This is a genomic window from Actinoplanes utahensis (assembly GCF_016862455.1).
GTDB lineage: Bacteria > Actinomycetota > Actinomycetes > Mycobacteriales > Micromonosporaceae > Actinoplanes > Actinoplanes utahensis.
Genome location: NZ_BOMZ01000117.1, coordinates 23,434 through 50,167 on the forward strand (window position 1 = coordinate 23,434; position 26,734 = coordinate 50,167).

The 26,734-nt window shown below is 64.2% G+C and carries 18 protein-coding genes; 12 read left to right on the plus strand and 6 right to left on the minus strand.

Annotated elements, in window-relative coordinates; translation table 11 throughout:
• Positions 1 to 152: 152 nt before the first annotated feature.
• Entirely contained in the window at positions 153 to 1,220 is a 1,068-nt protein-coding gene (locus tag Aut01nite_RS41565) for a flavin-containing monooxygenase (protein ID WP_043529251.1), read from the minus strand.
• 63 nt (positions 1,221 to 1,283) lie between these two features.
• Here Aut01nite_RS41565 and Aut01nite_RS41570 point away from each other — a divergent pair, with 63 nt between their 5' ends.
• Positions 1,284 to 1,631, plus strand: coding sequence for an ArsR/SmtB family transcription factor (locus tag Aut01nite_RS41570; protein WP_052164222.1), 348 nt, complete (start codon positions 1,284 to 1,286; stop codon positions 1,629 to 1,631).
• A gap of 402 nt (positions 1,632 to 2,033) precedes the next feature.
• Positions 2,034 to 3,347, plus strand: coding sequence for a recombinase family protein (locus tag Aut01nite_RS41575; protein ID WP_239124641.1), 1,314 nt, complete (start codon positions 2,034 to 2,036; stop codon positions 3,345 to 3,347).
• 464 nt (positions 3,348 to 3,811) lie between these two features.
• Here the strand turns inward: Aut01nite_RS41575 and Aut01nite_RS41580 are convergent, their stop codons facing one another.
• Positions 3,812 to 4,483, minus strand: coding sequence for a tetratricopeptide repeat protein (locus Aut01nite_RS41580; protein WP_043529249.1), 672 nt, complete (start codon positions 4,481 to 4,483; stop codon positions 3,812 to 3,814).
• Positions 4,484 to 4,556: 73 nt separating this feature from the next.
• On the opposite strand from Aut01nite_RS41580, the gene Aut01nite_RS41585 reads away from it, so the two are divergent.
• Complete coding sequence (locus Aut01nite_RS41585; RefSeq protein WP_043529246.1) at positions 4,557 to 5,393, plus strand: IS5 family transposase; 837 nt, start codon at positions 4,557 to 4,559, stop codon at positions 5,391 to 5,393.
• A 16-nt stretch (positions 5,394 to 5,409) separates the two neighbouring features.
• On the opposite strand, the gene Aut01nite_RS41590 is transcribed toward Aut01nite_RS41585, so the two are convergent.
• Together Aut01nite_RS41590 and Aut01nite_RS41595 are read right to left on the minus strand one after the other, a co-directional pair.
• The gene (locus Aut01nite_RS41590) at positions 5,410 to 5,733 is read right to left on the minus strand and encodes a hypothetical protein (RefSeq protein ID WP_152628941.1); all 324 of its coding nucleotides are present in this window, start codon (positions 5,731 to 5,733) and stop codon (positions 5,410 to 5,412) included.
• Between the two features lie 11 nt (positions 5,734 to 5,744).
• A complete protein-coding gene (locus Aut01nite_RS41595; RefSeq protein ID WP_152628940.1) occupies positions 5,745 to 7,046 on the minus strand; it encodes a hypothetical protein in 1,302 nt (433 codons plus the stop codon).
• Positions 7,047 to 7,263: 217 nt separating this feature from the next.
• Between Aut01nite_RS41595 and Aut01nite_RS41600 the strand changes: the two genes are divergently transcribed.
• From Aut01nite_RS41600 to Aut01nite_RS41615, 4 genes are all read left to right on the plus strand, one after another.
• A complete protein-coding gene (locus Aut01nite_RS41600) occupies positions 7,264 to 8,094 on the plus strand; it encodes an IS5 family transposase (protein WP_043529242.1) in 831 nt (276 codons plus the stop codon).
• A gap of 9 nt (positions 8,095 to 8,103) precedes the next feature.
• On the plus strand, positions 8,104 to 8,511 hold the full coding sequence (locus Aut01nite_RS41605; protein WP_043529240.1) for a hypothetical protein: 408 nt from the start codon (positions 8,104 to 8,106) through the stop codon (positions 8,509 to 8,511).
• A 530-nt stretch (positions 8,512 to 9,041) separates the two neighbouring features.
• Positions 9,042 to 9,859, plus strand: a protein-coding gene (locus tag Aut01nite_RS41610) for an IS5 family transposase (protein WP_161790707.1) whose coding sequence is annotated in 2 segments (ribosomal slippage) — positions 9,042 to 9,372 and positions 9,372 to 9,859 — 819 coding nt in all. Because the reading frame shifts where the segments join, the coding sequence is not laid out codon by codon here.
• A gap of 824 nt (positions 9,860 to 10,683) precedes the next feature.
• Positions 10,684 to 12,936, plus strand: a complete 2,253-nt coding sequence (locus tag Aut01nite_RS41615; protein WP_083999588.1) for a P-loop NTPase family protein — start codon at positions 10,684 to 10,686, stop codon at positions 12,934 to 12,936.
• 234 nt (positions 12,937 to 13,170) lie between these two features.
• Here the strand turns inward: Aut01nite_RS41615 and Aut01nite_RS41620 are convergent, their stop codons facing one another.
• Positions 13,171 to 14,952, minus strand: a complete 1,782-nt coding sequence (locus Aut01nite_RS41620; RefSeq protein ID WP_043529232.1) for a DUF6119 family protein — start codon at positions 14,950 to 14,952, stop codon at positions 13,171 to 13,173.
• A 263-nt stretch (positions 14,953 to 15,215) separates the two neighbouring features.
• On the opposite strand from Aut01nite_RS41620, the gene Aut01nite_RS41625 reads away from it, so the two are divergent.
• From Aut01nite_RS41625 to Aut01nite_RS41645, 5 genes are all read left to right on the plus strand, one after another.
• A complete protein-coding gene (locus Aut01nite_RS41625; protein ID WP_052164219.1) occupies positions 15,216 to 17,318 on the plus strand; it encodes an N-6 DNA methylase in 2,103 nt (700 codons plus the stop codon).
• Between the two features lie 52 nt (positions 17,319 to 17,370).
• A complete protein-coding gene (locus tag Aut01nite_RS41630; protein WP_043529230.1) occupies positions 17,371 to 19,416 on the plus strand; it encodes a type I restriction-modification system subunit M in 2,046 nt (681 codons plus the stop codon).
• A complete protein-coding gene (locus Aut01nite_RS41635; RefSeq protein ID WP_083999586.1) occupies positions 19,413 to 20,681 on the plus strand; it encodes a restriction endonuclease subunit S in 1,269 nt (422 codons plus the stop codon). The genes Aut01nite_RS41630 and Aut01nite_RS41635 overlap by 4 nt, the downstream gene beginning before the upstream one ends.
• 6 nt (positions 20,682 to 20,687) lie before the next feature.
• Positions 20,688 to 23,879, plus strand: a complete 3,192-nt coding sequence (locus Aut01nite_RS41640; protein ID WP_043529228.1) for a type I restriction endonuclease subunit R — start codon at positions 20,688 to 20,690, stop codon at positions 23,877 to 23,879.
• An 89-nt stretch (positions 23,880 to 23,968) separates the two neighbouring features.
• On the plus strand, positions 23,969 to 25,552 hold the full coding sequence (locus tag Aut01nite_RS41645; protein WP_043529226.1) for a serine/threonine-protein kinase: 1,584 nt from the start codon (positions 23,969 to 23,971) through the stop codon (positions 25,550 to 25,552).
• Between the two features lie 283 nt (positions 25,553 to 25,835).
• On the opposite strand, the gene Aut01nite_RS41650 is transcribed toward Aut01nite_RS41645, so the two are convergent.
• Positions 25,836 to 26,734 (minus strand): hypothetical protein (locus tag Aut01nite_RS41650; RefSeq protein ID WP_204037935.1); only part of this gene is annotated, 899 nt, incomplete at its 5' end.

A 26,734-nucleotide genomic window follows, 5' to 3' on the forward strand; every position in this document is an offset into this window, starting at 1 on the left:
GTAGCCGTGGATTCTCGATGTGCCGGCCGGGTCCGGCTCGATTGACTCCTTTCGGTCGGCGGGCTGAGCGGCGATCGCAACCTGCCGTACGTCCGTGTCCGTGCCGACCGCCGGCATCGACGCGACCAGCAGCACCGCGACCACCGCCATGCTCACCGCGCTGCCGCCACATGCCGGCCCGAGCGGCGCAGCAGCCCGTCCAGTACGAAGGCGGCATCTCGGCCGGCGCCCCGCAGCGTGGCCGAGGCGAAACTGCGCTGCCGCTCCAGCCCTACGAACCCGAGCCCCGGCACCGTCGTCGACAGCCCACCGGCGTGCAGGGGGCGACCGTCACTGTCGAGGGCGCCGGTTCCGGCGAGGTACGGCAGGTTCGGCCGGTAACCGGTTGCCAGCAGCACCACATCGACCCGTTCGGAGGTGCCGTCGGCCCACATCACTCGATCGCCGTCCAGACGGTCGAACAACGGCTGGTGGTCCGGCCGGCCCGCGGCGATGGCCGCCCGGTACCGGCCGTCGTCGATCACCGACACCGAACCCGGGATGAGCCGTGGCCCCCACCGAGACGTGTCCAGGCCGGTCCGGGCGAGCCACCAGTGGAAGTCCCGGCCGAGGATGTGCTGCCGCTGGAACCGCAGCGGTCCCCGGGTCGTGAGGGTCACCGATGCGACCGCCGCGAGTTCCACGGCGATCTGCACTGCCGAGTTGCCCCCGCCCACGACCAGGATCCGGGCGCCGGCGAAAGCGTCGGCGTTGCGGTACTCCCCGGAATGCAGCACCGTTCCGGGGAATACCTCCAGGCCCGGCAATTCCGCCCGGTACGGGGCGCCGAAACCGCCGCTGGCCGCCACCACCGCCGGTGCTCGTACCGGTGCGCCGCCGGTGACCGCGACGGTGAAGCCGTTCCCGTCAGCGGTCACCTGCTCGACACGGCTGCCGAACCACACGTCCGCGTCGAACGAGGCGGTGTACGCGGCCAGGTAGTCCACGACCTCGTCGCGGTGCGGATACCGATCCGGGTCTCCGGGGAACATCCGGCCGGGCAACGCGGAGAACCGGGCCGGGGAGAACAGGGTCAGGCTGTCGTAGTACGACGGCCACGAACCCCCGGGCCCGGACGAGGCATCCAGGACCAGAGGCTTCAAGCCGCGGCGAGCGGCAGCGTACGCGGTGGCCAGGCCGGATTGGCCGGCGCCGATGACGACGAGGTCGGCGGAAGTCATGCCAGTAATGTATCGTCACATCGGGAAAAGCCGAAATGAAGTTGTGAGGGACACTGGTAACCGATGACCACGCACACCGCACCCCTCGACGTGCCCGTGCAGGACTTCCTCAAGGCCCTCGCCAGCGAGACGCGTCAACAGATCCTGCTGCTGTTCGCCGACGGCCGCGAACTCACCGTGGGTGAAGTCGCCAGCTGCTGCGGACTCGGCCAGTCCACCACCAGCGAACAGTTGGCCGTTCTGCGGCGAGGCGGCCTGGTCACCTCCACCCGCGACGGCAAACTGGTGCGTTACCGCGCCGACCCGGCCACCATCGGCGCCCGCCTCGCCGACCTCCAGGGCTACCTCGCCTGCTGCTGCCCGCCCACCTCCGGCACGGACTCTCAGCCGGACCCGCCGCCGAGCAGGTAGGGGACGTCGTTCGGAAATCTCGGCGCGTCGTGCTGGAAGGCTCGCAGTCGATACCCGGGTACAGGCTTACCGTCGTTGCATGACCACCACGACCCCCGGGTGGGTGCCGCAAGCGTGCACCCTGCCCACCGCCGAACAGCCGTTACGGCTCGCTGAGTTCGATGGCCTATTCGCCGCCGGTCTTCAAGCTGTGTGCCCCTGAACTGGTGATTCTTTGCGCCGCGCTGGCTACCTCGGGACAGCCTTCAACCCTGTCTGCCGGGAGCGCCTCCGGTGTCGCGGGCGCCCGTATCAATCTCGCGTCACTCATCCGGGTGATATTCATCGATGACTCGATGGTTGTGGCGAGGCCAGGGCATCGACATGAAGACACCTACCGTTCTCGGTCTTCTGGTGATTCTGATGCTCCCGTCGTTGATGACAGCCGCCGACACGACTCCTGATGACTTGTTCACGGTCTGGGTGGACGGATCATCTGGTCCGTCGCGGGTGCGTGGTCGGCCGTCCAGTCAGACGGTGGGGGAGGTGAGGTTCGCGTTCTACGGGCGGATCTCGACCGAGGGCTACCAGGATCCGGTGTCGTCGCGGCGGTGGCAGTTCGAGATCGCGGAGTTCATGACGCATGGTCTTGGTCGTATCGGGGTCGAGTTCTTCGATGTCGGCTATTCGCGCAGCCTGTCCTGGCATGACCGGCCCGCCGCTGCGGAGTTGCTCGCTGAGGCGGGGAGCCCGGATCGCCGGTTCGACGCGGTGGTGATCGGTGAGTATGAGCGGGCGTTCGCCGGCCGGCAGGCGTTACAGGTGATCCCGTATCTGCACGCGCAGGGGGTGACGGTGTGGCTGCCGGAGTTCGGCGGTCCGGTGGACCTGGACGATCCGACGCATCGGGCGTTGTTCCTGCTGCTGGGGCATCAGTCGGAGCGGGAGGTGTTGCGGGCCCGTCGGCGGACCACCCGGGCGATGCGGACACAGTTGCGGGAGCAGGGCCGGCATCTCGGTGGGCGGCCGCCGTACGGTTACCGGCTGGTGGACGCGGGTCCGCATCCGAACCGGATCCATGCGCGGTGGGGCCGTCGGCTGCACCGGCTAGATCCTGATCCGGTCACTGCGCCACACGTGCGGTGGATCTTCGCCCGGCGGCTGGCCGGGGATAGTACTGCGGGGATCGCGAGGGCGCTGAACGAGCGGCAGGTGCCGTCGCCGTCTGCTTATGATCCCGACCGGAACAGGCATCGTTCGGGTACGGAGTGGACGTTGCGGACGGTGGCGGAGATCCTGGCGAACCCGCGGTACACGGGGCGGCAGGTGTGGAACCGGCAGCGCACCGACCGGCACGAGACGATCCCCGGGGACAAGAGCACCAGCCTGGGGATCTCCCGGGTGTGGAGTCCGCGGAGCGAGTGGGTGATCTCCGAGCGGCCGGCGCATCCCGCTCTGGTCAGTGAGGCCGACTTTCTGGCCGTGCAACAGGTCACCGCGATCCCCGTGCCGAAGGACCAAGGCGCCCGCACGTATCTGCTGACCGGGCTGGTGATTTGCGCGGTGTGCGGGCGGCGCATGGACGCGCATTGGGTACATGGCCGAGCTATGGCGGAGAGTTGCAGTTCCTGGCGGATTCAAGTGATCTGCTCGATCACGTTCGGAGCCGTCGGCTGGTCATCGTCTGCGGTGCGGACACGCTCGACGTGGAATCGGTTGAACTGGGAAAACAGGTAACCCCCACCACAATCATCACTCGAATGGATGACTCTGGTGGGGGTTAACGTGTCCGAAATAGTTCACGAGGAACCCGTCCGGGAAGACTTCACCCGGACGGGTTCCTCGTTTATGGGCCTGCGCCTGTACCCGCTGTCCAGCACCACCACCACCGGCGTCGGCGGCTCTCCGTCGGCGAGGATGCCGCCGCGCGGAGTGGGGACGACATATTCGGGTTTTCCACGGATGGTCGAACCTTTGAATACCCGCAATGACAAATTCGGTGGGTCGCGGGCTCCCGTTGATAAGCCAAGAAAGGTTCGGGGCTCCAGCGAGCACCCGCTTCCGACCCGAAGCGCACATGATGCGTGAACCGGGCGGCGCGCCGCCGCCGCGGCGCTCTTTCCGCTCATTCGCCTACAGGACCTCGGTCGTTCCGCTGCACCTGTCGGACGGCGCATGCAGTGGACCTCTTCAAGGTGGCCTTAGTCGAGTATCCATCTGAGTCGGTCCCGTTGATGCCGACAGGCTGCCGGGTCGCCGGCGGCCGCCATCTCCGCTATCTCGGCGTTCCTGCCTTCCCGGGCCAGCAGCCTAATCAGCATCTTCCGCGCCTCGTGGTCACCGCCATGCGCCATGCGGCGAATCTCTTCTTCCCGGCCTTGGCGTGCTAACAATTCGAGCAGACACTGGTGAGCGTCCTGCCTGGATTTGTTTTGATGGGTGAGCGCCTTTAGCTCCTCCACAGCTCCTGCCTCGGCCAAGGCTCGGTACAATTCCATCCGCGCAGCTGATGGATCTCTCTCCGTTAGCTTACGCAGTTCCTCAATTCGGCCCAGCCGGGAGAGTAGCTTGGCGAACCACATCACTTCAGGAAAGCTGTCGCCACTTGTAGCTAGGTCGCGAAGCTCGTCGACGCGGCCTTCTTCCGACAGGAATTCGGCGTAGTACATACGGGGGACACCGTAGCCATGGGTGTCTGCCTGCACCATCCACTCTCTGAGTTCTTCACCCCGGCCTGTCTCGACAAGAAGGCCGGCTAGCGAACGAGACGCCTCGTCTGGATAATCGCCTGAGCCGTTCTCGATGAGGTCGTCGTACTCCTCGATCGCCTCCTCGACTTTGCCTTGCTGCACGTACAGGTCAGCCAGCTTCATCTGAGTGAGTGTTTGAGAGTGCTGTCGCCCGGCGTGTCCCTGGCTTCGGCGGAGGCGGCCCGATGCTGACCTGATGGAGCGTGAGCGTCGATATCCGTCGGATCTGACCGATGCGCAGTGGGAGATCGTGGAGCCGATGCTTCCGTTGATCAAGTCGCCGGGGCGGATCCCGAAACACCCACGCAGGGCGATGGTCGATGCGATCTTGTACGTGGTCCGCAGTGGCTGCTCGTGGCGTCAGTTGCCGGTCGATTTCCCGCCCTGGCAGACGGTGTACTGGCAGTTCCAGCAGTGGGAGAAACGCCAGGTCACCGAACGCATCGTGGAAGAGCTACGCGAACAACTACGCGTGGAGCAGGGGCGCGAGGCCGAGCCGTCGGCCGGCGTCATGGACTCACAGTCAGTCAAAGCCGCCGACACGGTAGGCCGCGACACCCGCGGCTACGACGCCGGAAAGAAGATCAACGGCCGCAAGCGGTTCATCGTCACCGACACCCTCGGCCTGCTGATCGTGGTCTGCGTGATGTCAGCGTCGCGGCAGGATTGCGACGGAGCGAAGACGACCCTGCTCAGCACCTATCTGTTCTCGCCGATCCGGCACGTATTCGCCGACCAGGGCTTCGCCGGCCGGCTGGTCGACTGGGCCGCCGCAACGCTCAACACCACCGTCGAGATCGTCCGCAAGCCCGCCGATCAGGTCGGCTTCGTCGTCCATCCGAAACGGTGGATGGTCGAACGCAGCCTCGCCTGGCTGACCGCCCACCGTCGCCTGGCCCGCGACTACGAACGTGATCCCGCAGTGTCCGAGGCCTTGATCCGCTGGGCGGCGATTAACACCATGATCCGCCGCCTCGACCGCGGCCGACCCGCCACCCGCCAGAGCCGCCGGACATTCACCACGCCCGGATAACGGCACTCTCAAACACTCACTGAGCATCTTGGTCACCAGCTGCCGCCAAGTCGGCCAGATCGGCTTCTCGGCCTTGGTCTTGCAGCAGTCGTACGAGGTAGAACCTGCCCTCACCATGACCTGCGTCCATGAGTTGCCGCAGCACAGCCTCGGCTCCTCGCTGGTAGAGCATTTCGGCGAGATTGTACCATCCATCCTCGCTCACGTCGTCGTCTCCCCAGCACGACATCAGTTCGTCGAGGCGATCCTGATGGATCATCAGCCAGACGATCCCCCAACGAGCTGCCCCGATACCTTCGTCGGCCAGTTCGCGGAGACTGCCCTCACGGCCTTGTTTCATGAGCGCATACGTCAACCGCCACGAGCACTCCCGTCGATCATGTAGGTGCGCGATAACAGTGGAAAGGCATGGTCGGTGAGTCCACGGTCGTCGGCGGCTAGCGCCAGTCGGCTCAGGAGATCCATGTCGGTGACGTGTATGCCAATGACCTCCCACAAAGCCGCCGGCACGGGAACGTAGTGACGTTCGAGCTCGCCGCGCTGTTGCAGGTAATCGTCCAATTTGTAGCCGCCATGTGCACCCAACTGGGGTCCGCGTCGCGGGCGTAGTGCCCGCACACCACCTCGCAGCTCTGCCGTGGCGTATTTCAGCGCATCCTCAGCCGCACCAGGCGAAGCTTCAACGAACTGCTCGTCGGTCAGATAGGTAGCCATCGCTTCGGTCAGTAGGGCCGAACTGAGGACTCGTACTCCCAAGCAGGTAAGGTCTATCGCCGCGGTCAGGACAGCTGCCCCGTAGGGTTGGCTGGCCTGGCCGAACTTCCAGTGTTCGATCAGTTGTGGAGCACCAGCGAGGTACTGCGTGAATCCGTAGTGGCCATCGCGAAGCGCATCCCCAATACGAGAATCACCGGTTTCCGCAGCGAGGGCCGCGGCACGCCTCTTTTCGATCTCAGTGAGCGTGGCGCCGACCCAAACGGCAGATTCGACCGCCAGACTTAAGCAATCCCAGGTGGAGCGCCAGGGGTCCGGCGAAGGCCTCGAGTCGAAACGCGAAACCGTAGGCGGAGCCATAATCTCCTGATACGCAGCTGGCCACAGCAGGTGAACAACGATGGTTGGCCCGGATTGAGCACTGCTCCCGGTCCATTCCGAGATGTCGCCTGCGGTCAGCCCGCTTGGCGTAAGGAAACGCGGGCTTCGCGTGTCATCAAGCCACATCACGATGCGTTCCGACGAAGCTGCCCTTGCTTGCCGGATACCGTCCGGGTCTTCGGCCAACAAGATCTGCCAACCGGCCAGAACCTGCCGGCAGGCCTCATAGAGACTCCGAGACTTGCCCGTCGAGGAGTCACCGATCACCACGACGGTTCCTCCGCCGTTTTCGGCCGCGCGTCGCAGTTGGGCGCGAAGCTCTGAGTCGTGGTCGCGGCTGACATACGGAGGAAGGCGTGGCACGTCCGCTTCCGGCTCCGATGCGGGATGGATCCCCAGTTCAAACGCAGAGCAAGAATCGACGGGGACTAGACGCCATGTTCGGCGGCGAACCGCCGGCCGCGTATCAGCAACGCCAGACGGCGCGAGGCTCTCGCGTGTGTCTCCAGCAATCTGGCTTGGCTCAGCGGCGAACACATCGCCGACGACGTCGAACATTCTGGCGAGCACATCGCCCGAGGTGATTAGGTGTGAGAAGCTTTTCCTCACGTCGGGGTAGGCATTGAGAGGGCGGTCACGGACTGTTTAGGTTGATCTATACGGTGGGTCCGTTTGGAGATCGTTCTGCGGGTTCGCGGTAGATAGTGATCACTCGATGGCGTGAAAGATGAACATCGGTCACGTCACTAGCGCTGCCTGCCTAGTTGAGCCGGGCATGAGCGCGCGTAAGCCGTACCCCAGTGACGTCACCGATGAGCAGTGGGCGCTGATCGGCCCTTTCCTGGACGCGTGGAGAGCCAAGCGGGTCTCGGTGGCCGGCCGGCAGGGCGAACAGGATCTGCGGGAGATCGTGAACGCGATCCTGTACCAGAGCCGGACCGGTTGCCAGTGGGCGTATCTGCCGCACGACCTGCCGCAGAAACCGGTGACCTTCTACTACTTCGCGTTGTGGCGTGACGACGGCACCGACGCCGCGATTCATGATCTGCTGCGTTGCCAGGCGCGGGAGAAGGCCGGCCGCCGCGAGGACCCGTCCGCGGTCGCGATCGACACTCAGTCGATCCGGGCGGCGAACCACGTCCCGGCCGCGACGACGGGCAAAGACGCGGGTAAGAAGGTGCCGGGACGCGAGCGGGGCCTGGCCGTGGACGCCCTCGGTCTGATCATCGCGGTCGTGGTCACCGCCGCGAGCGTCACTGACAACGCGATCGGGATCGAGCTGCTCGACCAGGTCGCGCAGCACACCCCGACGGTGACGGTGGCCTGGGTCGATGCGGGGTTCAAGCAGGACGTCGGTGTGTACGGCGCGGTGACCGGCATCGACGTGCAGGTCGTCAAACGATCCGACACCAAGCCCGGGTTCGTGCCGGTCAAGAAACGGTGGATCGTGGAGCAGGTATATGGCACCTTGATGCTGCACCGCCGCCTGGTGCGCGAGTACGAGAGCAAGCCCGCCTCGTCGGTGTCGCGCACGTTGTGGGCCTCGATGGCGAACATGGTCCGCCGGTTGACCGGCACCAGCACCCCCACCTGGCGAAACGCGTAAGGCCAGCCGGTGCACCTCGACACCCTTCTCGGCCTGATCGGCGAACGCGAGACCACCGCGGCCGCGACAGCCGGACGCCTGCGCGAGCAGATCAGCCTGCTGACCGCCGAGCTCACCCGCATCGATCGTGCACTGGCCGACCTGGCCACCACCCGCACCACGCTGCGAGATCTGGCCGCGACGGAGTTCACCGCCGAGGACCCGACCATCGTCAGCGCCGCCTACCAGCAGATCCTCGCCGTCCTCGGCGAGGCGAGCGCCGGGATGCGCGCCAAGGACGTCTGCCTCGCCCTCGGCATCGAGCCGCTGCCGAAGCACGTCGAAGGTGCCCGCGCGAAGCTGAAACGCCTGGTCACCCGCGAACTCGTCACCGAAGAAAAGCCCGGAGTCTTCACGCTGATCCCGAAACGGACCTAATCTCCCTTACCGCCCTCTCAGAGGCAGTCCAAGCAGCTCTGGAGCGTCGCAGCCACCGGCTTGCACAACACCTGAACACCACTCAGGAGATATGGCAGGAGGAGATCTTTCTGCCCACCTTCCTGAGGAGGCACGCTGGCGTCACCAACGAGCTCGTTTCCCAAGTCAAGGATGACTCGAAATTCGTAAAGGCGGCCAGCGCCCCGAGTCTTGAGCGTCTAGTGGCCCGGATCACGGGAATTGGCGCTCCGTAGTCACGAAACGCGGCTGGGCCTAGCCTCGGCGCCTCAACAGGGGCGGTGAGGCCTTGGCCGCGATGCTGCGCCGGCAGGAACACCGCCGCCGATCCGCCAGGCCCGCATTCGTCTCGTCCCGGATCGCCCTGGCCGACGCGATCGCCGAGTCTGCGAGCCACGCCGACGCGGCAACGCACCGGCTGACAGCCGTGTTCGCCTTAAAGCTCCTAACACGATCTGTTGAATCGATGCCGATCAGCGCTGCGAGGTGAAGATCAGTCTCGTTCGCTGGTCGTGGGTAAGCCGTGGAACGTCGATGACGAGTTGTGGGAGTTGATCGAGCCGGTCCTGCCGCCGTGGCCGGAGAAGGCACCGGGGCCCAAGACGATCCCGGACCGGCTCTGTCTGCAGGGCATCCTGTTCGTGCTGTACACCGGCGTCGGATGGGAGGACCTGCCGCAAGAACTCGGCTTCGGGTCGGGCATGACCTGCTGGCGGCGGCTGGAACGCTGGACCGAGGCGAGAGTCTTCGACCAGGTCCATCAGATCCTGCTGGGCAGGTTGAACGCGGCGAACCGGATCGACTGGACACGGGCGGCGATGGACGGCAGTCACATCGACGCCAAAAAGGGGGCGCCGGGACCGGTCCGTCGCCGGTCAACCGCGGCAAACCCGGCTCGAAACATCACCTACTCTGCGACGGCAACGGCACCCCGATCTATGTGTTGACCAGCGGCGCGAACGTGCCCGACATCAGCCGCGCCCTCGACCTGCTCGACTGCTACCCACCGATCGCCGGCCGACCAGGGCGGCCTCGGCGCCGCTTCGACGTCCTGCTCGCCGACAAGGCTTACAGCAGCGAGGCCTTCCGCCAGGCCTGCCGCGAACGCGGCACCGAACCGATCATCCCCAAGCCCAAGACGCCGGGCATCAAGGGACTGGGCAAGCTGCGCTATGTCGTCGAACAGACCTTCTCCCTGTTACACCAGTTCCGCCGACTCGCCGTGCGCTGGGAACGCCGCCTCGACATCCACGACAGCTTCGTCGGCCTCGCCTGCGTCCTGATCTGCTGGCGCAGACTGATCAACTGGACGAACCCGAGATCGTGTTAGGGACTTTTAATCGTCAAGTCGTAGATCATTGACTCGTACGGCCCGGAACCCTGGACGGGACCGCCAAAGGCCGAGCGATGACATCAGATGGTGCGTTGCCATGTCGCCTCCTATCAGGCAGCCGTGCTGCCAGCACTCGCTTACCTCCCTCGCGGGGCGAGTTGAAGGAGTAGATCGTTACAGTCAGGTCGATCTAGGAACGCCTCTTCCGCGTACAAGGCTTGGTGGCAGCTCAGTCAGGTGCTCGCTCCGCACCGACGAGCCGACCGCCGGCATCAGCAGCACCGGACGCCGTACCCAGAGACCGCGTGCTCGGGAAGTCGAGCCCACCCAAGCGGTAGCCGATCCCGCCGATGCCCTATCGCTCAAGAAGCCCGGCCTTCACCGCACGAGCACGCTCGCGCCCGTTGAGGTACGCGCGTCTTCCCAGGTCACGGCACATACTGCTCGGACGGTTCGCGTACCGCCCACTCGGTTTTCACGTCTTCCCAGCTCAGACGCTGTTGGTGGACCATAGTTGGCAGAATAAGAACCGCATACCCGCAGCTCAGGGCCCGACTGTGACCCTACCGGCCGTCCGCCGACGCGCGTCCTGACCGATCCATCCATCACGCCGCTCTCGCTCGCCGCGCGAGCCAAGGCTGTTCTCACGGCTGACAGCACCGTCCCGATGGAGCACAAACCTATGACGCTGCCCCGCCAGGAGCAGCCTCATGACCTCATGACGATCATCGTTGTTCCTGCGGTGTACCGGGAGACCTTGCGCACCCACTTCCTTCGATGGCACACTGCTTTGGTACACCAAGGGAACAACGGAGGATGCAGTGAGGTACTACACGGCGACGAAGAGTCGCAATCAAGGCCGGGACGCCTGGTCGGTGATCTTTCGGCATCCAGTGCGCCTGGATGTAAGCACCAACAAGCCGGGCCGTCGAGTACGTCGAGGTCTGGGCACAGCTGACGAGGTGGAGGCTGCAGCCCTGATTGACGAGTTGAACGAGATTCTTCGGACACCATCCCTATGGGAACCAGCAGCGCGGGTCGGCGCGGCAGCCCGGTTCGACTCGCGTGTGGTCGACATCTTTTATGACGGCCTAGAAGCGACACAAGTCGACTTCTCCGCAGTGAGAGACCAGCTGCTTCCGCTACCGGGCGCCGAGCAGGGCTACCGCACGGTGCTCCTGCTGGGCACTACCGGAGCCGGCAAGACCACAGTTGTACGGCAGATTCTGGGCACCGGAAAACGAAGCGAGCGGTTCCCGTCAACCTCCACCGCCAAGACGACAGTCGCCGACACCGAGTTGATCCCGACCGAAGATCCGGTTTTTCGCGCGGCGGTGACTTTCGTTCCGCGAGATGAGGTCATCGACTATCTAACAGAAAACGTATCAGCGGCTGCGGTATCGGCACTCAAGGGGAAGAACGATCGGGTTCTGACCCGAACACTCCTTGATCACGTCGGTCAGCGTTACCGGTTCAGCTATGTTCTCGGCCGCTCTGTCGACGAGGAAACCGATGATCTAGTTGACGAAGACGAGACTGAAACCGACGATGTTGATCCAACAGAATATGGCGCGGTTGACCTCGCCGCGACAATGCAAGTGGTGCAGCGGGCAGTACAGGCAATCCGCGTAGTAGCCGAGCGACACGCAGACGTAATCCGGCAAGAGGTGGAACCGGACGAGACTGATGAACGGGTCATCTCTGAGTACATCGAGGAGAATCTCGACACCGTCTTGCGGGAGTCTGACGAGTACCACGAAATCGTCGACGCGCTCATCGACGAAATCGAGAAGCGCTTCACAAGCGTAGCAGTCGGTGAACTTCGGCGAAACCGTCAAGGCTGGCCGCTTAGCTGGACCTGGACCACTACGGAACGACGAGATTTCCTAAGGGTACTTGCCCAGTTTACCAGCAACTACGCGCCCCTATTCGGGCGCTTGTTGACACCCTTGGTCAACGGCATCCGAGTCAGCGGCCCGTTCACACCAGCATGGGGTGGACCTAGCGCCAAGCTTGTACTGATCGACGGCGAGGGACTCGGACATACGCCAAAGTCCGCCGCCGCTCTTTCGACGCACGTCACCGAGCAACTACTAAAGGCCGACGCTGTGCTACTGGTCGACAATGCCATCCAACCTATGCAGGCCGCACCTGTCGCCGCCCTCAAGAGCATCGCCGTGTCTGGAGATGCCGCGAAGCTGCACCTCGTTTTTACACACTTCGATCAAGTCCGTGGGCCCAACCTGCCAAGCTTTCAGGCAAGGGAGGAGCATGTCCTGGCGTCGGTCGAAAACGTCCTAAAGTCAATTGGGGAAGACCTAGGCCCGGCGGCCGAACGTGCGTTGCGCCGCAGGCTCGACCGAGCCCGGTTCTTCGTAGGCGCCATCCAGACGCCGCTCGAAGCCACCGTTGGCACCAAGATCGGCCAACGATCGATCCAGCAATTCGAAAATCTACTAGCCGTGCTAGCCCATCCGGAACTAGCCGTCGATGCCGGAAATAGCAGGCCCGTGTTCGACCGGATGAACCTTTCCCTAGCTGTCGCCGAAGCTACTAAGGAATTCCATGCCAGGTGGCGGGGATTGCTCGGCCTGGAGACCAATACCGATTCGCCGAAGGCACACTGGACAAGGGTTAAGGCGCTCAGCCGTCGGCTAGCAGAGGGCTGGGCCGACGGATACGAAGACCTTCAACCCGTTGCTAACCTGCGGTATGAGCTGCAGCGTCAAATCTACCTTCTCCTTCAACGCCCTCTCCGCTGGGAGGGAGGTATTCCCAGCGAAGATGAACGACAAGCAATCATCGACGACCTGGCCAACGCCGTCACGACTGAACTCATCGAATTCACCCGCCGACGGCTGAAGGACGACGTCCGGCTCGGCTGGCAGGCGGCGTTTGCTCAACGAGGTCCAGGCTCTACGTTCATACGCGCCCGCATGATCAGCTCAGATGTTCTCGACCGCGGCGCACCTATCCCCACGGTCAGCGCCTCCCCAGACCAGAACCGATTCCTCAAAGACGTGGCAGCGATCGTCACGACGGCCGGACAGGAACGCAACGTCGTGCTCGAATGAACCTGAAGGCCATCGGAATGGCTGTTGGTTCGCGCTATGTGGAATCTCTTTCCGAAGGCTCTGCGCTTGGGTACGGCAGGACATCACCAAGTCACTACCTGCCGGGCCGCGCTGCGTTCGCTACCCGGCAAGGTCATTAATCGACGTGAGCACGCGTACAAGACTCCTCAGCGCGAAAGACGCGGCCTTGGCCGGTGCAGCTTCTGCACCGGCCAAGGCCGCGGTGCGCCAACATCATGATCCGCTGCGAGAGGCAACGACCGCCTGACGGCGCGGGAGGGTTTCCTGGGGGCTGGTCGGGATGGCGACGACTTCGACCTCGATGTTGTCGAGGCGCAGCCGGCGGGCCGCCCGGTAGAGAGCGACCTGCGAGAACGTGAACAGCGTGTCGGCGGTGAGCGGCTTCTTCGCGTCGAGCGCGATGGCATAGATGACCTTGCGTGGGCGGAAGTCGGTGTCGATGGGGTGCCCGGGCTGTTCGAAGTGGACCTGCGTGACGAGGCGCTGGCGCGCGTCGGCCTCGTGGATCAGGGCGTCGACAGAGACCTCGCCCTGGGCGAACAGATGACTCAGGGGCGCCGACCGTTCGGCACGCTTGACGTGGATCAGTTCGTTGTCGGGGCCGAGCAGGTCGCATGCTTCGATGCCGTGCCCGCGGCGGTGCTGCCGGGTCTTGAGGAAGTGCTTGTCGAGCAGGACGTATCCGGTGCAAGTCGCAGCGACCATCTTGTTGTAGGCGTCCTCGTCGCCGAGGTCGTCGGTCCACGGGGGCAGGACGAGGCTCGGGGTCTTCGTCAGAATCTTCTGGATCTCGTCGCGCAGGAGTTCGAGGTGCTCTGCGCCGATCTCGTACCACCGGCCCTCCTGGTAGATCATGCGGGCTGCGTCGACCGAAATCTCGGCGGTGATCCACTTGTGCGCCGAGACCGGCGGGGTGAGCAGTTCACGGCCAGACGGGTCGGCGCACATGCCGATGGAGCCGATCTTCAGCGCCTCCAACCGGCGTCCGGTCGGCCGCTGGCGGGTGCGTTCGAGGATGTCCTCCAGGTGGAGATCCATCATGCGGACCGTGCGGTACGGCACCTTGACCAGGTAGGACTGGGCCATGGCTTCGTGGTCCACCTGGGAGGCGGGCAGTGCGAGGCCGAGGTCGGTGTGCTCGTCGGCGCCGAGAAGGTCGTCGAGGAGTGCGTCGAGCCGAGCCGTGCGTTCCCCCGGCGGTACAGGGCGGACCTGTGCGATGAATTCGAGGTCGGGTGACGGGGAATCGCCCGCGCAGACCCGGCCGATCTCACGCAGGTCCTTCAGCAGGCCGGCAGGCTCGGTGCTGACAGCGATCTGGAGGGAGTCGGCTCCGGCGATGGTGACCGGGCGGGTGCCGCCCCGGGTGCCGGCCAGCCGCTCGTTGGCGAGTACACCGCACAACTGGCCGACGATCTCGCCCCATCCTTCGATGCCGTAGCGGCGGATGGGCTGGCCGCCCGCCACAAGGCTGCGTTCAACGCGGCCGGTGGAGGCCAGAACCCGGCGGGTCACCCGGCGGATCCGCTCGGGCTCGATCGCCCGGATCGCGAAGGCGATACCGAATCCGGGGTCGATCCGGTCGGTGTCAAGCACGAACCGGCCGAGGGTGCCGTAGGTGAGTGCATAGACGTGGCCGTCGAAGGACATCAGCAGGGCGCAGCCCGCGCTGCTGTGGCTGATGGTTAGGGGGGCGCCGGTCAAGCCCGTGATCACCGGGCACCAGTCGGCGACCGGCTGCGGGACGCTGCCGTGGACCAGCAGTGCCGGGACTCCAGCCACCTGCGTGTGCACGACGGTGAAGTCCTTGTCGCGCAGGTAGCGGTGGTTGAGGGCACTCCTCAAGCTCTCCTCGTCCGGGTCGATGCGCATCCGGTACAGGGTGGTGCGGTAGGTGGAGGCAAGGCGTGCCTTGCGGCGCCGGGGGCGCGTCGTGTCTGCCGGGCGACCCTCGCGGTGGCGGCCGGGCGGGCGGGTGTTGGCGGACTCGTTCATGCGATGGGTCTCCCTGTTCGCGGCGTGACCCCCAGACCGTCGATTCGGCGATGCCGGGTGGTGTCGGTGAGCGTTGAGCGAGGCGGAGGAGTCGCGGTGCGTCCGCCTCGGTGAGCCGTGGTGCGCGAGGGGCAGCGAGCCGCCTCACCGTGAAAGCAACCCCATGATGCACCTCAGTGAAAGCGCTGTCAAACCGTTTACAGGTTCATGGAGTCGTGTAAGGTGAGCGGTAGAAGATCCACGCGCCAACCGAGGGACCACACATGCCGGACCTAGCCCTGATCACCGCCGCCGAGATATCCCGGCTCGCCGGGGTAACGCGCGCCACGGTGAGCAATTGGCGCCGTCGGCATCCAGACTTCCCTGCCCCCGTCGGCGGAACAGAGACCAGCCCGGCCTACGACCTTTCTGCGGTACGAACCTGGCTGGCGGCCCGAGGGCAGCTACCAGCGAACTCCGCAAAAGACGACCTACGAGCCGCGCTACGTTCTGATGCCCCTGACAGCGCAACGCTGGGCCTACTCCCAGCGGCTCTTGCCGCCGGACTGCTGGGTCCTGAAGAGTCCAAGAATCTAATCGCACTCCCCGACCGGGAGATGCTCGCCGGCCTCACCGCTGCGATCGAGTCCCGCAGTGATCAGATCCCGGGGGTCGACGACGTCTCCGTTGCTGCTCAATATCCGGATCTGGTGCGCACACTGCTGCGGTGCGTCGCCGAGGACGGCGCTGTTCCGGCAGCCGAAATCCTGGTCGAAGAGCATCTCGACGAGACCGCGGGCGGCAGCTATCCGACGCCCGCACCCCTAGTCGAACTGATGGCCAGCCTGTTGTCCGCTCCGGATAAGTCCTACCCTGCCAGAGTTCTCGACCCCGCCTGTGGAAGCGGCGGCCTCTTGGTCGCTGCCGGGAAACGCGGCGCAACCCAGCTGTACGCCCAGGATGTCGTCACCGGGCAAGCCGCGTTAGCAGCGATCACCATCGCAACGACCTTGCCAGAGGCCCAGCTCGACGTACGTGTCGGCGACAGTCTGCGAGCTGACGCTTTCCCCGGACTGCTGGCGGATGCGGTCCTGTGCGCGCCGCCATACGGGGAACGGGACTGGGGAAACGAGGAACTGGCTTACGATCCACGATGGATCTTCGCCCTACCTCCTAAGAGTGAATCGGAACTTGCCTGGTTGCAGCATTGCCTAAGCCACACCCAGCAAGGCGGGACTGTCATCATGCTCATGCCTCCGGCTACAGCAGAACGCGCTGCCGGACGCCGAATCCGGGCAGAACTACTGCGCAGCGGCACGCTGCGAGCCGTGATAGCCCTGCCGGTCGGTGCGGCACCCCCGCTGCACATCAGCCTGCACCTCTGGTTGCTTCACCGCGACCCGACATCCCCGGGACAGAACGTCCTGTTCATCGACACCGCCGAAACCGACGGCCGCCCCACCGGGGATACTGGCACGCGCCGCGCCGCCACTGACTGGCATCGACTGAGCACCGTCGTACTCGACAGCTGGCGCGAATACGACCTCCGCCCGGACGCGTTCGACGCACTTCCCGGCACCGCACGTACCGTGCCTGTTGTTGAACTGCTTAACGAAGCTGTGGACCTAACTCCCGCTCGTCACGTCCGAGTGACAGCAGCGCCGACTCAGCCCGAGGAACTCGCAGCGACCGCGCATGCGGTTCGCGACCGGCTACGCCGCGCCGCGGCCGGACTCACCGCACTCAGCGGAGGACAGAACTGGCCACCGGCAGGAGCCGAGCCGCAGACGTGGCGCCAAGCGACGATTGCTGACCTACTACGCGGTGACGCCCTGAGCTTGGTACGAGCCCCGACGATCGGCAGACGAGCAGCCGACTCCACGCGCCCTGAAACATCATCCACGAGAACGCTGACGGTTCAGGATGTGCTGACCCGCCGACCCGCCTCTGGGCCGATAGACCATGCAGGCGACGAAATCAAGATCGAGGCGGGCGACGTCATCCTGCCCGAACTTCTGCACCACGGCCGCAGCGTCGCCCGCGTCGCCGACACCGCCGACGCCGGCCAGCTTCTCGGTCGCCACCTGCACCTCCTGCGGCCGGATCCCACCCGCTTCGACCCGTGGTTCCTCGCCGGATTTCTTGCTGCTGAGGAAAACCTCAACGCCGCGGCAAGCGGCACAAGCATCGTCAGGGTCGACGTACGTCGTCTGCGGATCCCGCTCCTGCCGACATCCGAGCAACACCGCTACGCGATGGCGTTCCGCCGACTGCACACGATCCGCGTCGCCGCCGACCTCGCGAACCGGCTCGCCGACGAAACTGCCCGCGTGCTCAGCGCGGGGCTCACTGAGGGAGCACTCCTCCCACCCGAGACAGCCACATGAACACCACCGACAGTACGCCTACACCTGGCCCGGTCCAGACGGAAGGAACCCGTTGAACAGCAGCAAGCACACCGAACTGGCTAACCATGCCTGGTCGGTAGCCGACCTCCTCCGCGGCGACTACAAGCAGTCCGACTACGGCAAGGTCATCCTGCCGTTCACCGTGCTGCGCCGCCTCGAGTGCGTCCTCGAACCCACCCGGGAAAAAGTCGCGTCGGAATACGAACGGCTCAAAGGCCAGGAGAACTTCGACGTCCCCAAGTGGCTGCGCCGCGCTTCCGGACACAGCTTCTACAACACCAGCGGTTACACCCTGAAGAACATCACGAAGGACGCCAGCCAGACAGCGAAACACCTGATCGCCTACATCGGGGCCTTCTCCGACAACGCCCAAGAAGTCCTGGACAAGTACGACTTCCCGCAGCAGATCCGGCGACTGGACAACGCCAACCTGCTCTTCCAGGTGGTCGGCCGGTTCGCCGACCTCGACCTGCGGCCCGTCGAACTCAAGGACGGCAAGCCGGTACTCGGGGAGGACGGCCAGCCCAAGGTCATCGTCTCCAACCATCAGATGGGCTACGTCTTCGAGGAACTGATCCGGCGTTTCGCCGAACAATCCAACGAGACCGCCGGTGAGCACTTCACCCCGCGCGAGGTCATCGAACTGATGGTCAACCTGTTGATCGCGCCGGACGACGACGCGCTTAGCATCCCCGGCACCTCGCGCCGGGTACTTGACCCGGCCTGCGGCACCGGTGGCATGCTCTCGGCCGCCGAGGAGCACATCAAACGGCTGAACTCGTCGGCGACTGTCACCGTCTTCGGTCAGGAACTCAACCCGGAGTCCTGGGCGATCTGCCGCTCCGACATGATGATCAAAGGCCAGGATCCGGACAACATCAAGTTCGGCAACTCCTTCAGCGACGATGGCCACCGCAACGCCACCTTCGACTACCTACTGGCCAATCCGCCGTTCGGCGTGGAGTGGAAGAAGGTCAAGGACGACGTAGAGCACGAGTACGAGACGCTCGGCGAGAGCGGCCGCTTCGGCGCCGGCCTGCCCCGAATCAACGACGGCTCGCTACTCTTCCTACAGCACATGATCTCCAAGATGAAGCCGGTCACCCCTGACGGCAAAGGCGGCAGCCGCATCGCCATCGTCTTCAACGGCTCACCGCTGTTCACCGGCGCCGCCGAGTCCGGCGAATCCCGCATCCGGCAGTGGATCCTCGAGAATGACTGGCTCGAAGGCATCGTCGCTCTACCCGACCAACTCTTCTACAACACCGGCATCTCCACCTACTTCTGGATCTTGACCAACCGCAAATCCAAGGGTCACCGCGGCAAGGTCGTCCTGCTTGACGCCCGCGACCAATTCGCCAAGATGCGCAGGTCCCTCGGCGACAAGCGCAAGCTCATGGAGCCGGCACAAATCAAAACCATCACCCAGCTGTATGCCGAAGCACTCGACGCCGCCCAGAACGCGGATCACCCGATGCACGCCAAGGTGAAGGTCTTCGCCAACGAGGACTTCGGCTACCGCCGCATCACCGTCGAACGCCCCCTCAAGCTTCGTTTTGAAGTCACCGAGGAGACCACGACCGAACTGGCCGCCTCAAAGCCCATCCAGAAGGTCACCAACGCCGACGCCTTGGCCACCGCCCTCAAACCGCTGGTCGATCAGTCCTGGTCGACGAAACGCGAAGCCTGGGACACCCTGCGTAAGACAATGGCCGAGGCAGGCGTGCCCTGGCCCACCGGCACCTCGTTCCAGAAGGCCATGCGCGAGATCATCGGCGTGCGCGACCCGGACGGCGAAGTGCAGCTGATCAAGGGCAGCCCCGAACCCGACCCGGAGTTGCGTGACTACGAAAACGTGCCCCTCGATCAGGACATCGAGGAATACCTGCAACGCGAGGTGTTGCCACACGTCCCAGACGCATGGATCGACCACGAGAAAACCAAGATCGGCTACGAGATCCCCTTCACCCGCCACTTCTACACCTACAAGCCGCCCCGCCCCCTTGCCGAGATCGACGCCGAATTGAAGGCCTTAGAGTTGGAGATCCAGGCGCTGCTTGGTGAGGTTGCCAAATGACTTCCAATACCCATCGCCTCCCTTACGGAAATTCGCCACCGGGCCACTGGAGCGTTGTCCCTCTCAAGTATCTGGCAACACTTGATAACGGCTACGTATTCAAATCAGAAGATTGGCAATATTCCGGTACCCCCATCATTCGGATTGAGAACCTCAATGGGTCCAGCCGGTACAATTACTCTGCCTTGACGCTGGACGATAAATACAGGGTAAGGTCCGGAGATTTACTCTTCGCCTGGTCGGGGAATCCGGGAACTTCTTTCGGTCCGTTCAGGTGGACCGAAAGCGGCCACTATTTCCTAAACCAGCACATCTTCAAGGTTTCAGTCCAGAGTTGCGAAAAAGACTGGCTCTATTGGAGCCTTCGGGCCGCAACATATTGGATCGAACGGGAACTGACGAGCGGCATGATCGGAATGGTTCACGTAACGAAGGATGAAGTGGGCGCTGTCCCGATCCCCGTTCCTTCGCGTGACCAGCAACGTCGCATCATCGACTTCCTCAACGCCGAAACTGCGAGACTAGACAGACTTTCTGAACTGCAGCGAAAAGTCATCGCAGGCTTGGACGAGCGCGACTCGGTGCTGCTGGATGTAGTAATTGATGAACTATTGGCAAAGCATGGCACCCTTCCCTTCCGAAGGTTTATCGAAGGCGTGGACCAGGGTTCCAGCCCACAATGCGAGGCAACGCCCGCAGACGACGACGAGTGGGGCGTTCTAAAGGTCAGCTCCCTCAGGCCGGGAGATTTCTTCCCTGAACAGAATAAGCGTCTACCTGAGAATTTGACCCCTAACCGCAGCCACGAGGTTAGAGAAGGCGACCTGCTCATAACACGGGCTAATACCCCGCAACTGGTTGGCTCGACTGCTGCTGTTCCCGCAACGCGGCGTAAACTCTTGCTGTCAGACAAGATATTTCGCGTGCGACTCTCACCTGCCTTAGACGCCCGATATGCCGCCTTGATCGCGCGCGGCAGCCGCGTACGATCACTTTGCGGAGCAACCTCCAATGGTGCCTCGCAATCCATGGCCAATATCCGCTTCGAAGAGGTAAAGAGCTGGCCAATTCCGCCGGCCGACCTTGACGAGCAACGCAGGGTGGTAGCTCGAGTAGAGTCCGAAAATCTGGGCACTCGGTCTCTTCGGGAAAAGATCGAAAGGCAACTTGCATTACTATCGGAACGCCGACAGGCGCTGATCACTGCCGCAGTAACCGGCCAGATCGACGTGTCTACCGCCAGCGGGCGGGGAATCGAGGACTGACAGGCCATGAGTCCCATCCATCACGAATCTGCGTTCGGTGACGCGATTGTCGCCTCTCTATCCGCTGCGAAGTGGGAGGTCGGAAACAATTCAGACTACCGAGCCGACGTCGGGTTCGACACTGGGCGGCTGTTCGAGTTCATCGGGGCTACCCAGGCTGCCGAATGGGAGGACTTGGTCGCGTTCTACGGCGGCGACCGAGATGGCGCGCAGCAGGGCTTCGTCAAGCGGCTCGACCAAGCCATCACCTCGGACGGGCTTCTCGAAGTATTGCGTAAAGGCGTGAAGGACCGCGGGGTGCGGATCCGGGTCGCGTACTTCAAACCCTCGTTGGTGGAGTCCGAAGCTGTGCTGGGTGACTATCGGAAGAACCGGCTCAGTGTCGTACGCGAGCTGGCGTACGCGACCAAGCAGGCCGACAAGGGCCACCGCCTCGACCTGGCACTGTTTCTTAACGGGATCCCGGTCGCCACAGCGGAGCTAAAGAACCCGCTGACCGGGTCAGGCGTCGAGGACGCCAAGCAGCAGTACAAGTTCGAGCGAGACCCTACCGAGCTGATCTTCACGCGTCGGGTGGTGGCGAACTTCGCAGTGGATCCGGATCTGGTGTTCGTGACCACGCAACTGCGGGGGAAGGCGACCCGATTTCTGCCCTTCAACATGGGGTCGGCAGGTCCGGGCCGGCCGGGCGGGAAGGGTAACCCGTTGGCAACCGAGTTCGGCAAATACGCCACCTCGTACCTGTGGGAGCAAGTCTGGCAGCGAGACAACTGGCTTGACCTGCTGGAACGGTTTGTGCACCTGCACAAGGTGAAGGGCTCGGACGGGCGTACCCGCAAGAATTTGATCTTCCCCCGGTTCCATCAGTGGGACGTCGTCAAGAAGCTGACGGCGCACGCGGCCCGCCACGGTGCCGGACACAACTACCTGGTGATGGCTTCGGCGGGTTCCGGCAAGTCGAACACGATCGCGTGGCTGGCGCATCGGCTGTCGTCGCTGCACACCTCTACCGACGCGGCCGAGCTGGATTCGGACGCGCTGGCAAACGGGTTGAAGCCCGGTGAGGCGGTGTTCGACAAGGTTCTGATCATCACCGATCGGCGCAACCTGGACAGTCAGCTGCGCGAGACGGTCGGCAGTTTCGAGCAGACGGCCGGCTTGGTTGTGCGGATCGACGACCAGCACGGGTCGAAGTCCGAGCAGCTCGCCAAGGTGCTCTCGCAGGAGAGCGGGAAGATCGTCACGGTCACGCTGCACACCTTCCCCGCGCTGGAGGACTATCTACGGCGCAACCCGACCGAGATCCAAGGTCGCCGTTTCGCGATCGTGGTGGACGAGGCGCACTCGTCGCAGTCCGGCGACGCCGCAGCCTCGGTCCGAGCGGTCCTGCGCGATCTCGGCCTGGACGCCGACTCTGAGGACCCGGGTGCCACCAGCGCCCCGGCCCCCGACGTCGAGACACAGCTGAAGGCAAAAGCGCGTAGGCGACAGCGAGCCGCGAATCTGTCCTATTTCGCGTTCACCGCGACCCCGAAGGCCAAGACGCTGGAGGACTTCGGAACGCTCGGCGACGACCAGCAGTATCACCCGTTTCACACCTACTCGATGCGGCAGGCCATCGAAGAGGGTTTCATCCTCGACCCGCTGCGCAACTACGTCACATACAACACCTACTGGCATCTGGTCAACGAGAACCCCGACGAGCGGAAGGTGGACCCGGCAAAGGCGAACCCGCTGTTGGCCCGGTACGCGCTGACCCACGATTCCACCGTCGCGCAGCACGCGCAGATCATCGTCGAGCATTTCCGTGCCCACACTGCGGGGCGGCTCGGGGGCCGGGCCAAGTCGATGGTGGTCACCGCGTCGCGGCACAGCGCCGTACAGATGGCCCGGTCGATCAAGCGCTACCGCGACGACCGCGCCCGCGACGATCGCGGTTACGCCGGGATCGGGGTGCTGGTGGCTTTCTCCGGCACTCTGACCTATGACGGTGAGGAGACCACCGAGGCCAAGGAGAACGGCGGACTGCCCGAGTCAGCACTGCCGAAGGCATTCGCATATACCCGGGCCGACGACAAGCTGACCCGATCTGGCGGGGCCAGTCAGCCCGAGTATCGAATTCTGGTGGTCGCGGAGAAGTATCAGACCGGCTTCGACCAGCCGCTGCTTACCACGATGTACGTCAACAAGCGGCTGGCCGGTATCGCCGCGGTGCAGACGCTTTCCCGTCTCAACCGCACCACCGACGGCAAGGACCAGTCTGACCTGGCAGTGCTGGACTTCGCCAACCAGGCCGACGACATCAAAGACGCGTTCCTGCCGTACTTCGAGGAAGCCGCCACCCTGCCCTCGGACCCCAACCTGCTGTTCACCGCCCAGAGCAGGGTGATGGCCGCGCAGCTGCTCGTCGACGACGAGATGCAGGAGTTCGTCACTGCCTATCTAGCCGCAGAACAGCAGGCGGCCGGCAGGACCGCGAAGTGGGAGAAGCTGCACGCCGAGCTCTATCGGCATCTGGACCCGGCGGTGAGCCGCTTCACCGACCTGCTCGACAGCGACGACGAAGAGGACCACGCCGACGCTGAAGACTTCCGCGCCAACCTTAACGACTACGTCCGCAAGTACAGCTTCCTGTCCGGGATTGTCGCCTACGCCGATGCCGAGCTGGAACGCCTTTACCTGTACGGGCGACACCTGCTCAACCGGCTGCCCCGCCGAGACGACGGCGGCGTTGACATCGGTGAGGTCGACCTCAGCCATCTGCGGGTGGAGCACACCGGCGACCACGACATCAAACTCGTTCCCGAGGACGAGAGCATCCTGAAAGGCTTCGGGGAAGGTGGCGGCGGAGCCCAGGAACCGGAGAAATCGCTGCTGTCAGAGCTCATCGAGCGGTTCAACGAGAAGTACGGCACCGAGTTCACCGAACAGGATGTCGTGACCCCGTTCAACGAGGCGCTCGAAGACCCGAAGGTTCGTCTGGCGGCCGTAGCCAATGACGACGAGGAGAACTTCGGTCACGTTTTCGATCCAGTCTTCGAAGACAAGATGATGGACCACTTCGACACGATGGCGGACATGGGACGCAGATACTTCGATCCCCAGCAAGACTTTCGCAGCACACTGAATCGCAGCGCCCGTAGCGCCGCCTGGCGGATGATTCGCCGCCAGGAGGGCCTCGACGACGACGCGGCATGATCCTCCGGTCCGGCAGCAGGCTGGACGGAGCAACATCCACAGGAGACACTGTCTGCTGATCCGTAGCACTGACGCACGGGGGTAAGCAGGTGCAGCCAGGACCGATCGCCGGCCGCTACGAGTTGGTTGACGAGATCGACTCCGGCGGTATGGGTCAGGTGTGGCGCGGCTATGACGGCGTCCTCGACCGCGAGGTCGCCGTCAAGCTGATCCGCCCCGACAGGGTCTTCTCCCCTCAGCAAGCAGAGGAACTCGCCAAGAGATTCCGACGCGAGGCCCGAGTCACTGCACGTATCCAGCACCACGGCGTCCCCCAAGTATTTGACGCCGTCCTCGATCAGTCCTTCGACCGGCTCTACCTGGTCATGGAGTACGTACGCGGCACCACGCTGCGCTCCTACATCAACCCGTCCCGCCCGTTGCCCGTCGACTGGGCAGCGGCCATCGCCGCACAGATCTGCACCGTACTTTCTCACGCCCATGCCATCCCGGTGGTGCATCGTGACCTCAAGCCCGACAATGTCCTGATCTCGGCCGGAGGCGAGGTCAAGGTCCTCGACTTCGGGATCGCCGCCATCCTGCGCACGGACGTCACCCGTCTTACCGCAACAGGGAGCCTCATAGGTACCCACCGCTACATGCCGCCAGAGCAAATTCAAGGCGGCCAGATCAGCCCTCAGAGTGACCTGTACGCGCTCGGCTGCGTGTTACACGAGCTACTCGCCGGCGCGGTGATGTTCGACGGCAGTAGCGAGTTCGAGTTGATGCGCCAGCACGTGGACGTGCCACCGCAGCCTTTGCGTCAGATCCGTGCGGACATTCCGGTCGCCCTCGAGTCGCTCGTTCTGGATCTCACCGCAAAGCAACCTGAGCAACGCCCTCACGATGCGTATGACGTCTACGACCGGCTATTCCCGTTCCTTCCTACGCCAGGTGCCGAGCCGCCAGCGTCGAACCGGACACCAGTCGGTGTCCCTGATCCCACGCTCCTGTACCGGCGTCCGAATGCACCGCGACCCCGGGTCGACCCCCAGCCGACAACTGTTCCCGAGAATGCTGAGACGCTTTCTCCGCTTCCCAGCGTCCCACCCGGCGAACTTCGCGAGGCGATCAAGGACGCGATCGCGCACTCAGACCAACTACTCGATGAGGAACGTTTCGCCCAAGCCGCCGAGGCGCTCAAGCAGGTCATCGAATCTGCTGCGGAGGTGCTGGGCGTCGACAACCGGCAGGTGCTCTCCCTACGTAAGCGCCGAGCGGCAATCCTGATCATTGGTGGGGATTTCCGGGCAGCGCTGCCGGAGTTTGACTCGCTATATGAGGCTTTTGTCCGTACATCCGGGCCTGCCAGCCGTGACGCGCTCGACTGCCGACGGGAAGCAGCACACTGCCGGGCCGAACTCGGTGAGACTACCCTCGCCATCCGGCAATTCCGCCACGTCCTCGATCACGTGCGAGCCCGCGAGGGGGATGTCTCTGCTGACGCGGTGGAGCTTCGGCACAACATTGCGATGTTGCTGCTTGCGGAAGGCGATCGAGAGCAAGCGGAGGCCGAACTGATTCCGCTGTACGAGGACTTCGTCGTTCTTTACGGCCCAGATCACGAAGAGACACGAGCGGTCGGTGAACTTCTGCAACGCCTCCGACGAACTCCACGCGCCACCGACGACTGACTGTTGTTCCGGCGAGAAAGACGGTTACGCGACGCGGGACTTGTGCCGGGAGCGGTGTTTTCGGCCTGACACGCCGGACCGAGAGGCTGGCGAGATGGGCACTGTGAGTGATGACATCGAACGTTGTGAGTCCACGAAAGAATGAGCATGGCGAGCGGGATGGAACCGAGGTTTTCCCGGAGCGCTTGCCGCGCCGGTGGGCACGGGAACGGGGCACCGCACGTGCGGCAATCCCATGAGGTCCGGTCCGGACGATGATCGCCGACACTGAATTCTGGGTCGATCACCTGGCTGCGCTTCCCGTCAGGCTGCTGTGCGGTGCGCTCGGATCGCTGGGGTGGCGGATGGCTGATTCTGCTGCGTCGAGAAGCTGGTTGATCCGGGTCAGGCCAGTAGTGGGGATGTGTCCCCGGTCGAGGCCGCAGTCGTTGACGACCGCGAGTAGCCGTTGCCGCCGACGGTTCCCGGCGAGGCGGTGACAGCCGGTGTGGGCGAGGACCTCGCGGGCGGCGTACCCGTCGGTTGTCCGGAGCAGAAGATCATTAGCGACGGCTTTGGTTGTCGGGTGGTCGATGCCGAGGGCGTCGATGATGCTCAGGTCGTGGCGTGTCCAGAACACCTCCATGCCTGGTGAGCGAACGTGGCCCGGCGGGAACGGAGATGCGTCGTGTCCGCCGGTGGTGGTGGTGCAGAGGAGGTTCAGCACGATGGTGACGGCGTTCTCCCACGGTTCGCCGGGCGTCGTCGTGCGCAGCAGCTCGGCGGCGTCGTGGTGGCGTCCGGCAAGGGCGTGGGAGATGACGGCGATCTGGCGGCCGTCGAGCATGCGGTGGCCGATGCCGTGATGATGTTCGAGGCGTTGCCGGGCGTCGTCCCAGCGGTTGGCGGTGGCCAGGGCGTGGGCTCCGGTGCCGAGCAGGACGGTCCAGGTCCATTGGCGTAGTTCGGCGTGCTCCGTCGCTGTGGCGGTGAGCGCTGCGGTGTCGATAGTGATGCCGTCGGTGGTGACCGTGGCCTGATCGGTGACGGCCTGGTGGAGGGTTTCGAGGATGGTCCAGGCGGTGGTGCCGTCGCCCGCGCGGATGCGGAGCCGGGCGATGTTGACCAGGGGTTCGAGGGCGTTGCGGCCGGGGTGGGGTCGGCCGAGGGTGGCGTGGGCGAGGCGGTGGCACCAGTGGCGGG